Below are 13,001 nucleotides of genomic sequence, written 5' to 3'. Positions count from 1 at the left end.
ATGGGATGATGGCATATGCCGTCACCTGTGCTGGAGATCAGCGAAGAGGACCGTGCGACCCTGACCTCGTGGACACGGTCGCGGACGTTGCCGGCGGGACGTGCGCAGCGTGCGCGGATCGTGCTGGCCGTCGCGGCGGGGACGGGCACCTCGGCAGTGGCGCGGCATGTCGGGGTCTCGCGTCCGACTGTGATCAAGTGGCGTGACCGGTTCGCCGTCGACGGGCTCGCTGGCCTCGAGGACGAGGAGCGTTCGGGCCGACCGAAACGCATCGATGATGCCGTGATCATCGCCACCACGCTCGAGCCGCCACCGGCCAAACTCGGGGTGACGCATTGGTCCTCGCGGTTGCTGGGCAGGCACTTGGGGATCGGGGATGCCACCGTCGCCCGTGCCTGGCGCAAGTACGGGGTCAAGCCATGGCGGCGGGAGACGTTCAAGTTCTCCACAGACCCGGAGCTGGAGGCCAAGGTCCGCGACGTGGTCGGGCTGTACCTGAACCCACCGGAGAAGGCGGTCGTGCTGTGCGTGGATGAGAAGTCCCAGATCCAGGCCTTGAACCGGACCGCGCCGATCCTGCCGCTGCGACCAGGCTTGCCGGAGAAGGCGACCCACGACTACAAGCGCAATGGCACCACCACGCTGTTCGCCGCTCTCGAGGTAGCCACCGGTGCGGTGACCGACCAGTGCTACGACCGGCACGGTAAGGCCGAGTTCCTCGACTTCCTCAAGACGGTCGCCAGGGCTTACCCGCGCCGGGAGCTGCACGTGGTCCTGGACAACTACCACACCCACAAGCACGAGGACATCAAGCAGTGGCTGGCCAAGCACCCGCGGATCACGTTGCACTTCACCCCGACCAGCGGGTCGTGGCTCAACCTCGTCGAGGTTTTCTTCGGGATCATCACCCGACAGGCCATCCGCCGCGGCTCCTTCGACAGCGTCAAGCAACTCGTCACAGCGATCAGCACCTTCATCGACGCCTGGAACGAGCGCTGCCACCCATTCATCTGGACCAAGACCGCCGAGGAAATCCTGCCCCACGCCACCCGTCAAACCAGTTCAGGCGCGTGACATCAGAGACCGAACGCGCCGCCGCCGACGAGGATTGCGACGCCCAGTCCGATCAGGACGATGGGGAAGAGGATGTGCTCCCGCCGTTCGAGGACCTCGGCGATGGGTCGACGCGTGGCGACGAACTTGGCGGTGGCCACCAGCACTGCCACGAGCACGAGGAAAACGATGCAGAAGGTGATGACAGCGGGAGTACTGATGTTGAGGAAGACCGGGACGTAAACGCCGATGTTGTCCCCACCGTTGGCGAAGGTGACGCCGGCGACGGTCGCCACGGCAACGCTCTTACCCGACACGGCGGCATCATCGTCGTCGCCCTCGCCGCGGTAGACCTCCCACGCAGCCCAGAGACCCAGCGCGAGGGGGATGAGCCCAAAGTAGGGAATCGCCTCCTCTGGCAGCGCCCACCCCGCCCCCAAGGTCACCACGAGTGCGGCGGCGAGGATCCCGACGAAGCCAAGGTATTGCCCGGCCAAGATCTTCGCGGTCGTCCCGGGGCGTCCGGCACCTCGGGCGAAGAAGAGCGAGAGCACGATGATGTCGTCGATGTTGGTCGCGATGAAGAGCCCGATCGCTTGGAGCAGCGCCGCGGCCGTCATGCGCCGGACCTGCCGTCGTGGCAACCAGGCACCTCGCAGGCGACGTCGAGGCAGGGGGCGTCCGCGTCGACGGCCAGCTTGACCTCGACCAGCTCGGTGAGCGTACGTGCGAGGTGGGGGTCAGCGATCTCGTAAAGGGCCTGGCGGCCCTCATGGGTGGCGACCACGATCCCGCAGTCCCGCAGGCAACCCAGGTGGTTCGACACATTCGAGCGCGTCAGGTCTAGCGCGTTGGCGAGCTCTGCCGGATGCGCGGGGCACGCCAGAAGCGACAGAAGGATCCGTGAACGCGTGGGGTCGGCCATCGCCCGGCCCAGACGCTGCATGGCGTCCAAGCGGGAAGCAAGAGTCAGCATGCACTGAACGATACAGTAACCGCTGAACTACAATCGCCCCACCCAACTCGTCAAACAAGTTCAGAGGCGTGACACTAGCGTCGGACGCTCTTCCCGCGCGGTGACGCCGTTGCGGCCCTGGTCTCGCTCATGGAACTCATGGCAGAGTCCCTTTGCATCGGACGTCACGGGTCCCTGTGCGACCACGTGCAATCGAAGGAAATCATGCGCAACAGCGAAAGATCACGCTGCCTCAAACGCAGGAATCCCAGGCAAACGCCGTTTCAACCATCGGACGGCGCTCTGGGGCCTGGGTGAACGTCCGAAGCTCTAAGTCGAGGTTGCGGACGAAGAACTTCCGTGTGACCGCAAGGCGGACCAACAAGTCTCGTTACGAAAGTGGCGGCGCCTCTAGAGGCAGTATGGACTCCCCCGCATCTGGTATGGCCGCGACCAGGGGGAGGCTGATCGCGCGCGCGAACGCCCACATCGCAGGGGAGCACTGGGCTTTGAGACGGTTGGCGTCCAACTCGCGGAGAAGCATCGCAGGGTCCGCGTGGGTGGTCTGTGCCTCGGTGATGGCTGCGACTCCTGCCTCGAGGTGGCCCCAGGCAGCGTCGTGCGTGAGCGTCGCCCTTACCTGGTAATGGGTTCCCTCGGGATGCGATGCCACCGTCAGGCGCCATGCCATCTGCGGCGCTGCCGGCGGAGCGGTGTCGGCCCATCTGATTTCAAGGTGGAAGAGAGCGATCCCGGTGAGCGACGGAAGGGCAGCCTCGGTTCGCTGGCGAAACTCTCCTGGCACACGCCGACGCGAGTTCATGGGTAGATCGTGGAGCGGGGCGAAGTCATCGGCGTAGTCGCCCGGCCATGGTGTCGAGGGTCTTTTGGAGTGCCTCAGTGGCTTGAGTGGGGATCTCGCCTGCCACTACGCCTACTCCTTGGTCGTTGTTGGTTGCGGTGACGTGGGTCTCGGTTTCGAAGTCGTGGTAGCTGACGCTATTAATGCGGTCGTTGAGCGCCGTGATGGTGTTGGCGAACCGCAGCGAGGCGTGGACGTCGGTGTCGGCCTTGTCTGCCACGGTGCAGGTGATGACGCCTTCGGTGCTGGTGTCCGCGTGTGCCGTGACGCTCAACTGGGCCGGTTCGGTTCGGCTCCACATGAGGTCTTTCGCGATTCCTGTCCCGTCGCCCAGCAACGACGCGCATGCCTTCCCGGCCTCGGTGTCTCTCTGCGCGGCCTTGCCAATACTCACAGACTCCGGTGGCTTCTCCTGGGAGCAGCCTGTGATGGAGACCATCAGCGCCGCGATCAAAACGCCCACTTTCCTGTTCGGAGTCATCGTTCAGCCTTCCCTACCGCGACGCATCGCCGCAACGCTCGCTCGTAATGTAGGAAATACCCTACAGACTTGTTACATGGACGCGCCTAGCTTCGCCGTGTGCCACGCGAACCTCGACGCCCCCACCCCGGACGCGTCGTCTTCGCGAACCGGCTCAGGCAGCTGCGATTAGACGCTCAAATGACGCAGGAACAGGTCGCCCACCGCGCTGACCTGGACCGCAGCTTCTACGTAGACGTCGAGAATGGCCGACATTCCGTCGGTCTCGACCGCATTCTTGATATTGCTGACGCGCTGGATGTCGAGCCGGCCTCCCTGTTCCAGCGGCCCACGTAGACGCTCGATTCGTCTTCGTTCTAGATGTACTGACCGGAGACGTTGATTGAGCCGCAACGGGCATGGCAGTGGGTGGCTGGCGAGGGTGTAGCGGACACCACCATGGGCGCCAGATCACTGTCGGTTCTCTGAGCCGGGCTTCTCTAGGGTTGGTGGCATGCCCGTCTGGCAGCCATCCATCCCGCAGAGGTTGCAGCCCCATCTCCTTTCCTGGGTGGGGTACGACTTCGCCAGTACCGAAGCCGTCCATCACGGGGTTCCCTCGATGGGCGTCACGGTGGTGCTGTCGCTCGCAGAACCCATCGACTGTGGCTGGCTTGATGGCGGTGAACGGCAGTTACTGGACGTACTGGCTTCCGGTCTTCACACCGCGCCGGCCTTGATCCAGTCGAGGGGACGCCAGCAGGGACTCGAACTGTCGATTCACCCCCTTTCGGCCCGCCGGCTTCTTGGACTACCAGCCGGGGCCTTGGCGGGGTTGATGGTTGATGTGACAGATCTCCAGTGGCCCCCACACCTGCTCGACCAGCTGCGGCAGTCAACTTGGCTAGGACGGTTCCAACTCTTGGCGGCATTCCTCACCAAACGGCTCGAGCAGCATCCCGACACACCGCGAGCAGACATGGTCGAAGCGCTGGCGCGGATCCATCAGGCCCGGGGCACAATCCCCATCGCCGACCTAGCTCAAGACGTTGGTCTGTCCAGACGGCGACTTTCCAGCCTGTTCAACCTCGAGACCGGTCTCTCGCCCAAGCAGGTGGCGCGGATCGCTCGCTTCGAGCACGCCAAGAAACTTGTCCAGAGCGGCGCCCTTCCTTCGGACATTGCGGCAGCGGCTGGTTACAGCGACCAGGCGCACCTGTCCCGAGAATGGAGGTCGATGACGGGATGGACGCTGCGCCAGTCGAGGGCTGATTTCCCATTGCTTCAAGACGCTCAAGCGCTCCAAGGATAAGGCTGTAGCCATGACGAGACCACAGCTGTTTCACTGCCTGCGCTACACAGATGCCGATCGAGGCATCAACTTCCTTCAAGCCATCGGCTTCACCACGGCGATGGTCGTGCGGGACCCGGATGACTCGACCGTGGTGACCCATGCGCAACTTGCCTGGCGCGACAATGGGGGCATCATGCTCGGCTCTACTCAGGACGGTGACCCGCATTACGGGCCAGGGATCTGCAACTTGGTGGTCGCCAGCGACGAGGACGTCGACAGCCTCTTCACCACGGCCTTGGAACACGGAGCATCGACCGTCACCGAGCCAAACTATGCACTTCACGGCGGCCGCAACGCATGCGTCGCCGACTTCGATGGCCACTGGTGGAACATCGATTCCTACCCGGGAGCCTGAGCCGGGAAGCCGCCCTCGGCGGCGGCTGATGACAAGGCCCACGAGGTCCCACACACCCGTTGCCCTTCACCCAAACAATCTCGCCGCCCGCGGCGGCATCTGGCCTTCCTGGGCGGCACATGCCCCCAGGAAGGCTCAGTCATGTCCCACGCCAACGCGGCGCTCACCCCACGGCATCGCCTGATCGTCGCTCGCATGGTTGTTGACGACGGTTGGCCGATCAGCGAGCGGCTTTGAGGCGATGGCGTGGCGTGAGTGCTGCATTCGGGTGCATCAGGCGGTACCACCGTTGCCGAGTTGCCATTCTTCGACCGAGCACTGGCCATCGATACTGCGACCCGTGGACAGAACCGTCCCGTCGCTTCGCAGACCAAGGCTGTGTTCAGCTCCGGCGGCAACAGCGACTACGTCGTACCAGGACGACACGTCGCACTGTCCTTGGCTGTTATCTCCCGCAGCCCAGACTCTGTCGCGCGCGTCGACGCCGAGGGTGTGTCGGCTACCAGCGGCTGTAGCGAGGATGTCCTGCCAGTGGGCGGCCTCGGCGAGGCCGCCACGAACGTCGCCGGTGGTGAGCACCACTCCGTCGTGAGTAACGGCGGTGGTGTGCAGTTAGCCCGCGGCGATGCCTCGAACGTGCCGCCAGTGCGCGACATCGCATTGACCGCGACGGTTGTTCCCCGTTGCCACCACGGTTCCGTTGGCATGAAGACCGACGGAGTGCCAGTCCCCGGCAGCCACGGCGGTGATGTCGCGCCACTGGCCGACCTCGCATGCTCCTTCGCTACGCCGCCCGACGGCGTTCACAGTTCCGTCCGCCAGCACCCCGAGGGTGCGACGCCACCCGGCAGCGATGGTCACCACAGTGTTCCAACTGGCTACGTCGCACTGCCCGTCGCCGTTCCATCCGGTCGCTACCGCCGTACCGTCGGCGCGCAGGCCGACAGTGTGTGAGCGCCCAGTGTTCCTTGCAACGTGAACGTTGCCGGTCGCCACGGCGACTACGTTGCGCCAATCGCTCACAGCGCACTCCGGTGCGTCAAGACTCCCGGCGGCGAGCACTCTGCCGTCGCGGCGAACCCCGACGGAGTGCCGCCGCCCAGCTGCGATCACAGGGATGTCGGGCTGGTGCGTGCGCTGTTCGTCAGGCGTCCTCATCGGCGCACCGACTTCCGAAGCTGGACATCCAGAAACGACATCACGTCAGCGGTCGCTCGATCTCTCGTTGCAGCGCTTGGGTAGCGGCACAGCACCTCGACCACAGCAGGGGTGGACTGTTCCAGAATTGCGGCAGCAGCAGTCGCACGCGTGAGCGGTTCGATAGTTCGCATCTCCAGCGCTAACACACAATGCGATGGACCGCGGAGGATGTGACCGACCTGGGCGGCGTCGGCCAGCGGATGTAGATAGGCAGAAGCCGCAGCATCACCGGCTGCCTTAGCCGCGTGCGAGGCAGCGCCGATGACCTGTTTGGAGGCTCGATGGGCAGCAGGAGCACTGATGCGCTGCGCACGGGACCGCGGGCCACCGCGCACGAAGTTCTCTGCCGCGACCAACGCGTCACGTGGGCGCGCGTCGTGCGGCTTCACGGCCTCAAAGAGGTCAATGACCTGCAGCGCACATGCCAGGTTGAACGCAGCCACCGCGCGCAGGTCCTCGATGGACAGGTCAAAGTTTGGGGTGCGCTGAACGCGACCGATCGGTCTTGAGTTGGTAGTCATGCTCGTTCATCGTAACTTTGAAGAACCGGTTTAAGGTTGTGGTCCCGTTGTCCGCTGAATCAATCGCTGAACCCTCAAACGCTGGTCGCGACCTCAGGCCGGTTGATCTCGCTCGTGCGGCCGGACTTTCGGCACAGACAGTGCGCAACTACGAGGCGCAAGGGGTCATCGCCGGCTCGCGACGCACACCGTCCGGGTATCGCGTCTATGACCAGGGCCATCTTGATCAGCTGCTCGCGTTCACGACCCTGGCTCGCGCCATCGGACATAAGGGCGCGATTCCGATAATGACTGCGGTCACAGGCGGCCGTCCAAGCGATGCCCTCGAGGCCTTGGACCAGGCCCACGCGCAGCTCGCGGCAGGGCGCGACACGGTGAGGGAACTCGAGACCGTCCTCCACGCTGCCAACCCCTCTGATTTGACGTCTCCGACACCTACCGCCACCTATACCGTCGGCGAACTCGCGCGACACGTCGGCGTCACCACGGCGACGCTCCGGGGATGGGAAGAAGCCGGCATCATGCACCCACGCCGACACGCGAACGGGCACCGCGAATACACAAAGGATGACGTCCTCGACGCCCGTGTGGCCGTACTGCTACGCCGAGGAAGCTTCCCCTTGGCGAGGATCGCCTCAGCCATCGACCAGATCCATCACCATGGCGACGCGTCGGCCGCCCTCGCTCGACTGGGCGAATGGCGTCAGAATCTCGACGCGAGCTCCAGGGGACTCCTTATGGCATCCGCGTATCTGAGCCGATGTCTTCCACGCGAGGGAGACCGTCGGGACCTGTCGCCAGCGTCAACCAATGTCCCCGGTCAGTACACCTAGGTCTTCCCGCGAACGCCCGACGCGATCAGTCGCTCAGGTTTGCGCTGAGCAGGAAGTCGCGGACAACGGGGCCGCACGTGACAGCTCCGTAGCCACCGTCTTCAATGAGAACGGCTACCGCAATGTCGCCTTGGGCGGCAACCATCCATGAGTGAACGCTTGGTGGGTTCGCGGTGCCGTATTCAGCTGTGCCGGTCTTTGCCAGTGCCGGCGGGCCGCCAATATCCTTCAGTATGCGTCCGCCTCCTTCGGTGACCACGGCGCTCGTGAGCGTGCGTAGGGCTTGTGCTTCGCTGTCGGTGAGCGGTTTCGCGGGGGCTGGGGGCTTGGGTTTGTCTTGGGACACGAGCACTGGGGTTATTCGATGGCTCGCAGCGACTGATGCCATGACCGTGGCCATGCCCAGGGGGGATGCGAGGAGTCGTCCTTGTCCGATCATGCTGGCGTCGTGCTCGGCCCCGGAGTCCTCGGCCGGTACTGCACCTGAGTAGCCCAAGCCGCCGAGAGGTTGTGTCATCCCTAAGCTCTCGGCGGCGGTTGCAAGATCAGAAGCGGAGGCTTGCGCGGCTCCTCGAATCATGACGGTATTGCACGAGTTGGCCAGTGCTGTCTTGAATGGCACCTCGCCGAGCTTGTCGGCGGGGTAGTCAGGGAAGTTGTGGTAACTGCGTCCGTTCGCCTGGATCGTCGGGGTGCAGTTGACCATCCCATCGACACTCTGGCCTGCACGAAGCAACGCGAGCGAACTCACGATCTTGAAAGTGGAGCCAGGCGCGTATCGCCCCATCCTCGCCGTGTCGTACCCCTTTGATCCTGGGCCAGAAGCGACAGCCACAAGTTCCCCCGTTGACGGTTGGATCGCGACGAGGGCGCTGGGCTTGTCCTTATGTCTCGCTAGCAGCTCTTCGGCGCGTGTTTGAAGGTCCAAGCTCAAAGTGGTGCGCAGGGCGCGGCCATCAACCTCGCGTGTCTTGTACAAGAGACGTGTCGTGCTGCCCGCGTCGCTGCCGTTCGGAATCGCGCGGATCGCTGTGACCCTGCGGCCGCGGAGCTGGGCATCGTACTGCTCCTGGAGTCCTCCGGTGCCGGACGTGTCTCCAGCTTTCAGGCGGCCCTTGCTGGCCTTGATCTGTTCGGCGGTTACTGGGGCGACGGTGCCAAGAACCGCGCGGGCAAACTCCTTCGTGGGCGCCAGATCACGTTGTTCGTCAAGTACACGGGCTCCGGGAACGGCCATCACCTTGCGCTTTTTGTCGTCAGTCAGGTCGTCGCTGCGAAGGGTGAGGGCCTCGACGAACGCCTTGGGGCCGTACGCGGCGACGGTCTTGGCGTATGCGTCCGGGGCCAAACCAAGGGCGCGGGCGAGTGCGCGCGCCGAAGAGTCGATGCGGGCTTCGTCGATAGTTCCCTTATCAATCCCGATGACGGCGACAGGGCGACCGGTCACCAATGCTTGGCCGTCACGGTCGAGAATTTCCCCGCGGTTGCCGGTACCTGTGGAGAGGTGAAGCTCATCGTCAGCTGCCAGGTCAGGATGGACGAGAGTTGGCGCCCACTGGGTCGTCCAGCGCTCACCTGCTTTCACTAGCGGGGCCTCAACTTCGTACTCCCACTTCTCATCTGAGCCCAGGTCCCAGGTGTATCGAAGGTGTGCGATCTGCGCCCCCTGGTTAGCAGAGCTGCTGATTGATACGAGGGAAACGGAAGGGCGCTGCCCTAGGCCCTTGGTGATCTGGGCGAAGGCTTCGTCACTGGCGGCCCCCGTGATGGGACCCTTGCTTGGCGTTCCTGCCTTCAGGTTGCGTGCGATGAGACGCCCTGCTCCCTCGGGGGAGTCCGCGGAGTCGCCGAGGCAACCAGCTGCGGCTGTGGCTGTGACTCCAGCCGCCAAGGCTGTCAAGACAGTGCGCCGCGTGATCATCAGTGCTCCTTCGTGCCAGTGGGAATAGGAGGGGGACTTCTCAGAGACAGCCTCGCGAACGGCTGAACGATTCGTCAAAGAGTCTCGGAGCGCTCTATTGATACTCTTTCGGTATCCTGGGGGTGTGGACTTTTTGCGGCATGTGGCCTTCTACGTGGCTGTCTCCGATCATCGGCACTTTGGCCACGCCGCTGACAGCCTCGGCATCGCTCAACCACCCTTGTCGGCTGGGATCAAGCGGCTCGAACGCCACTTGGGTGTGCGCCTGTTCGACCGGAATGCTCGGAGTGTGAACCTGACCGAGGCGGGGAGGGACCTCCTGCCGGGCGCACGCCAGCTACTCAAGGACGCCGCTGATTTCGAGCTGGCGGGACGAGCCTGGGAATCGCGTCTCGTTGCGCGGGTCGGCTTTGCTCGTGACCTTGGCTTGCACATCCAAGGGTGGGTCTCACTGCTGAGTGAAGAAATGCCGATTCACCCGATTCTTGCCAATAGCGTCGATTTGGTCGATCGCCTTCGAACAGGCGAAATCGACATGGCAATCGTGCGCCATCCGGGGTCAACGGACGGTCTCAACGCTGATCCCCGTCTGCTCCTGGGACACTGGATCTTCCCGGCTTCAGTCCTGCGCGATCCTGAGGCGCTCATCGTTCTCCCCCCGCGCAATGACCACCCCCCGGCGCACGACCAACTTATCGATGCCCTGCACCGACGAGGTTTCTGCGGCGAGATCCTGATGGTGGACGACGAAGCCTCGCGACGAGCCTGGCTTGCCACGGGGCGAGCTGTGACTCCGGAATTGCACCTCCGTCCCCATGCATCAGCGCCTGGCAGGGACTTCGTGATCCCAGCGACGTACAGGGTGTTGATCCCACTTGATGCGAGAAGGCGAGCCGGCGTGGACTGTAAACCGCTCGTCGCTGTGTTGGATCGTTGGAACGATGAGTGAGCACGGCATCACGGCCAGACTGCAGGCCATCGCCGACGACGCGGGGATCGACTTGCGTCTACACGCCCGAGTGCTTGACGGGAGGGGTGACGCCGTGAGTGTGGGTCTGTTCAGCGACGTGGCGACCCCCATGGCCTCCTTGTACAAGGTCCCCTTGCTCGCGGCCTGGTGCGATCTCGTTGCGAGTGGGGAAGTTGACCCACGTGAGTGCCTTCACCTTGCAGGTCGCGACCGATTCGCGGGGCCCACAGGGGTGGCCACGCTGGTCGACGATGTGGTTCTTTCCCAGCGTGATGCCGCGAGACTTGCCATCAATGTCTCTGATAACACTTGCGCGGACGCGCTCTTGGACGTGGTTGGCATTGAGCGGGTGAATGATTGGCTGCGCGAGCGGTCCTTGGGCCTGGTTGTCGTGCGCCGTGGCAGCATGGCTAGCCTGACCCGGATCATGAACGAGTTCGGTGCAGATTCGCCAGATGCAGCCCTCAGCGAGTTAGCTGCCTTTGATCGTGACGTCGCAACGAGTGAGTACGACCCGGCACTTGCGGGCTCCGCCACGGCGCGGTCGCTCACGGCTGTGCTGGCGCAAGTGTGGACTCTTCCGTCCTATCAATTGCTGCGTGAAGCCATGGCACAGCAGGCCTGGCGTCACCGCATCGGCTCAGGGTTCCCGCACGACGACGTTTTAGTTGCAGGGAAGACAGGAAGCCTCGGGCACTTGAGGCATGAAATGGCGGTGGTTGAGTACCCGTTCGAGCTCCCTGTCGCAGTGGCGATCATGACGCGCGCATGGCGACCCGAAGTGCATCAACCGCGCATTGACCGAGCCATCGGAGAACTTGCGCATCTGGCCGTGTCTCACCTACGACGCCCGGCGTGCGGATAGCCTGATTTGCGTGCGTAGTACCGGGCAGGCCTGTACGTGGGATTCTCCCGCAGCCTGTAGCAGCCGGATTCCGGTACGTACAACGCTCTCTTCTCAGGCAGGAGAGGCGACCGCGCTGACATCCCCGTTGAGGTGTCACTCGCGTCGATCTTTCGTGCCTGATCTCGCAGGCCCCGGACTTTGCGTGGAATTGAATTTTGACGAGGTTAGCGCGTTGGATTGCGGGACGGGGCATGTCCTTCCGGCGTCGCTCCGGTAGGCGAAGTGCCACCACTCGTTTAGATAGGACTGGCAGAGTTTGTAACGCGCCCCGTGGATGTTGAGCCACTGAGCTGTGGCGTGATCGACGTCGACGGCGATCCCTTGCACATGCTGCGACTTGGCAGGCGGTAAAACCCAAGCCGCAGCCCGCTCGGGACTCCCGTATCTCTTGATGGCCTCCTGCCAGAGGCTCTGCTGCTGATTAAAAGTGCGATAGCCAGAAGTGATCCGCAGGGTGAACCCCTCCGCCTGCGCATCCTGTGAGGCTCTCGCCCAAGCTGAGCGTAGTTCGGATGTGAAGCCGGGTGCGGCGGACGCTGGTGTGCGTGTCGGGGTTGACTTTTCACGGGGTGACGGAGAGCTGGGCGCGGTGACATGGGACGTGGCCCAGGGAGTGGTGGTTGGTGGGGACCCTGGTGGCGCAGTGTGACACGCGCCCAGGGTGAATACTCCGGAAGTTAAGCACAGGGGCATCCCTATGAATCGTTGAGCAAGGGATTTCACGATCAACTCTCCGAGTAAGTTAAGAGTGGGGCGCCGGGGGCGTGTGCGGGTGGTGGTTACTCTTCGCTGACAGGCACCCAATTCTGATGACCGTTGGCCGAGTGGATAGAGAGGTCAGCGCGAACGATATATCGCCGGATCGCCGTGACGGTTCGAGCAGTGTCGGTGGCATCGATAGCCGTACCGTCAACCCGGACATGGACCGTGACTATCGACCCGACCCTCTGAACGCGCTCGACAGTGATCTTTGCTGACGTCGGTCCCTGAGGAGAGGGCAGATTAGCTTTCTCGATGGCGGCAGTGATCGAGCCTGTGTTGCGGACCTGTGTGCGGGGTTCTGTGGCATCGTCGTTGCGGAAAAGTGTCCACCGTACTTCGTCCGATATTGCAGCGGCAACTATCGCGCAGACTTCCACAGCCTCGGCGTCCCGCCCCCATACGCCGATGTCACTCGAAGGTATTTCATCGGCCAGCTCGCCTGGGCAGTCCGCTGCGACGACGGTGGGTTCGCCATTGGTCTTCTGGACACGCACACATGTCCTGCCCAGCGCGACCTTGTTGCGACTGAAGGGCTCTGGTCCGGGCGGCGCAGTGCGCCAGAAGGCGAGTAGGGCCGCGTCGGGGGTGACCTCGATCACCCGATAGACAGTGTTGCTGTTCTTCAGCGTCTCGCGGACTTGCTGGCTCGGCGTGGAGAGTTTCTTCAAGTCAGCCGTAGCCCACCCGGCGACGCCGCCGCCCTGACCTGTCAAGTCTTTGAGCAACCGCTGGCTGACTACGCGCTGGTCGCCGGATTGGGACGAGCAGCCGGCGGCCAGCGCCAACGTAAGGGCACATGCTGCTGCCCGCCTTGCGGTTACCGCCATGCAGACCTCCTGAGTGGATGG

The 13,001-nt window shown here is 63.7% G+C and carries 16 protein-coding genes; 7 read left to right on the top strand and 9 right to left on the bottom strand.

Annotation, left to right across the window (positions count from 1 at the left end; all coding sequences use genetic code 11):
- Positions 1–15: 15 nt before the first annotated feature.
- Positions 16–1,074, top strand: coding sequence for an IS630 family transposase (locus tag H7F30_RS08250; RefSeq protein WP_187034511.1), 1,059 nt, complete (start codon positions 16–18; stop codon positions 1,072–1,074).
- Between the two features lie 2 nt (positions 1,075–1,076).
- Here H7F30_RS08250 and H7F30_RS08245 read toward each other — a convergent pair whose 3' ends face one another.
- The 3 genes from H7F30_RS08245 to H7F30_RS08235 all read right to left on the bottom strand — a co-directional run bounded on the left by H7F30_RS08245 (position 1,077) and on the right by H7F30_RS08235 (position 3,351).
- A complete protein-coding gene (locus H7F30_RS08245) occupies positions 1,077–1,673 on the bottom strand; it encodes a cadmium resistance transporter (protein WP_006947316.1) in 597 nt (198 codons plus the stop codon).
- Positions 1,670–1,999 carry an ArsR/SmtB family transcription factor gene (locus H7F30_RS08240; RefSeq protein WP_370563183.1) on the bottom strand — a complete coding sequence of 110 codons (330 nt, stop codon included), beginning with the start codon at positions 1,997–1,999 and terminating at the stop codon, positions 1,670–1,672. The genes H7F30_RS08245 and H7F30_RS08240 overlap by 4 nt, the downstream gene beginning before the upstream one ends.
- Before the next feature lie 857 nt (positions 2,000–2,856).
- On the bottom strand, positions 2,857–3,351 hold the full coding sequence (locus tag H7F30_RS08235; RefSeq protein WP_187034507.1) for a hypothetical protein: 495 nt from the start codon (positions 3,349–3,351) through the stop codon (positions 2,857–2,859).
- Between the two features lie 99 nt (positions 3,352–3,450).
- On the opposite strand from H7F30_RS08235, the gene H7F30_RS08230 reads away from it, so the two are divergent.
- From H7F30_RS08230 to H7F30_RS08220, 3 genes are all read left to right on the top strand, one after another.
- Entirely contained in the window at positions 3,451–3,687 is a 237-nt protein-coding gene (locus H7F30_RS08230) for a helix-turn-helix domain-containing protein (RefSeq protein ID WP_255464713.1), read from the top strand.
- A 157-nt stretch (positions 3,688–3,844) separates the two neighbouring features.
- Positions 3,845–4,642, top strand: coding sequence for an AraC family transcriptional regulator (locus H7F30_RS08225; RefSeq protein WP_187034503.1), 798 nt, complete (start codon positions 3,845–3,847; stop codon positions 4,640–4,642).
- 10 nt (positions 4,643–4,652) lie between these two features.
- Positions 4,653–5,039: a VOC family protein gene (locus tag H7F30_RS08220; RefSeq protein WP_187034501.1), complete on the top strand. Its 387-nt coding sequence runs from the start codon at positions 4,653–4,655 to the stop codon at positions 5,037–5,039.
- A gap of 273 nt (positions 5,040–5,312) precedes the next feature.
- On the opposite strand, the gene H7F30_RS14915 is transcribed toward H7F30_RS08220, so the two are convergent.
- The 3 genes from H7F30_RS14915 to H7F30_RS08210 are packed head-to-tail and all read right to left on the bottom strand — an operon-like array spanning position 5,313 to position 6,760.
- The gene (locus H7F30_RS14915; protein ID WP_255465013.1) at positions 5,313–5,618 is read right to left on the bottom strand and encodes a hypothetical protein; all 306 of its coding nucleotides are present in this window, start codon (positions 5,616–5,618) and stop codon (positions 5,313–5,315) included.
- A gap of 33 nt (positions 5,619–5,651) precedes the next feature.
- Positions 5,652–6,197 carry a hypothetical protein gene (locus tag H7F30_RS14910; protein ID WP_255464712.1) on the bottom strand — a complete coding sequence of 182 codons (546 nt, stop codon included), beginning with the start codon at positions 6,195–6,197 and terminating at the stop codon, positions 5,652–5,654.
- Positions 6,194–6,760 carry a putative immunity protein gene (locus H7F30_RS08210; RefSeq protein ID WP_187034499.1) on the bottom strand — a complete coding sequence of 189 codons (567 nt, stop codon included), beginning with the start codon at positions 6,758–6,760 and terminating at the stop codon, positions 6,194–6,196. Before H7F30_RS08210 ends, H7F30_RS14910 begins: the two co-directional genes overlap by 4 nt.
- Before the next feature lie 38 nt (positions 6,761–6,798).
- On the opposite strand from H7F30_RS08210, the gene H7F30_RS08205 reads away from it, so the two are divergent.
- Positions 6,799–7,593 (top strand): MerR family transcriptional regulator, encoded by a 795-nt coding sequence (locus H7F30_RS08205; protein ID WP_255464711.1) that lies wholly within the window; start codon positions 6,799–6,801, stop codon positions 7,591–7,593.
- A gap of 25 nt (positions 7,594–7,618) precedes the next feature.
- Here the strand turns inward: H7F30_RS08205 and H7F30_RS08200 are convergent, their stop codons facing one another.
- Positions 7,619–9,514, bottom strand: coding sequence for a penicillin-binding transpeptidase domain-containing protein (locus H7F30_RS08200; protein WP_187034495.1), 1,896 nt, complete (start codon positions 9,512–9,514; stop codon positions 7,619–7,621).
- 124 nt (positions 9,515–9,638) lie between these two features.
- Here H7F30_RS08200 and H7F30_RS08195 point away from each other — a divergent pair, with 124 nt between their 5' ends.
- Entirely contained in the window at positions 9,639–10,463 is an 825-nt protein-coding gene (locus tag H7F30_RS08195) for a LysR family transcriptional regulator (protein WP_187034493.1), read from the top strand.
- Positions 10,456–11,349: a serine hydrolase gene (locus H7F30_RS08190; protein WP_187034491.1), complete on the top strand. Its 894-nt coding sequence runs from the start codon at positions 10,456–10,458 to the stop codon at positions 11,347–11,349. Before H7F30_RS08195 ends, H7F30_RS08190 begins: the two co-directional genes overlap by 8 nt.
- A gap of 135 nt (positions 11,350–11,484) precedes the next feature.
- Here the strand turns inward: H7F30_RS08190 and H7F30_RS15135 are convergent, their stop codons facing one another.
- Both H7F30_RS15135 and H7F30_RS08180 read right to left on the bottom strand, forming a co-directional pair.
- Complete coding sequence (locus H7F30_RS15135; protein ID WP_370563181.1) at positions 11,485–12,084, bottom strand: D-alanyl-D-alanine carboxypeptidase family protein; 600 nt, start codon at positions 12,082–12,084, stop codon at positions 11,485–11,487.
- 86 nt (positions 12,085–12,170) lie between these two features.
- Positions 12,171–12,980, bottom strand: coding sequence for a hypothetical protein (locus H7F30_RS08180; protein ID WP_187034487.1), 810 nt, complete (start codon positions 12,978–12,980; stop codon positions 12,171–12,173).
- Positions 12,981–13,001: the final 21 nt, after the last annotated feature.

The organism is Dermacoccus sp. PAMC28757 (assembly GCF_014302635.1).
In the GTDB taxonomy this organism is placed as follows: Bacteria; Actinomycetota; Actinomycetes; order Actinomycetales; family Dermatophilaceae; genus Dermacoccus; species Dermacoccus abyssi.
The sequence above is the reverse complement of the archived record's forward strand: the minus strand, read 5'-3'. Positions and strand labels throughout refer to the sequence as shown.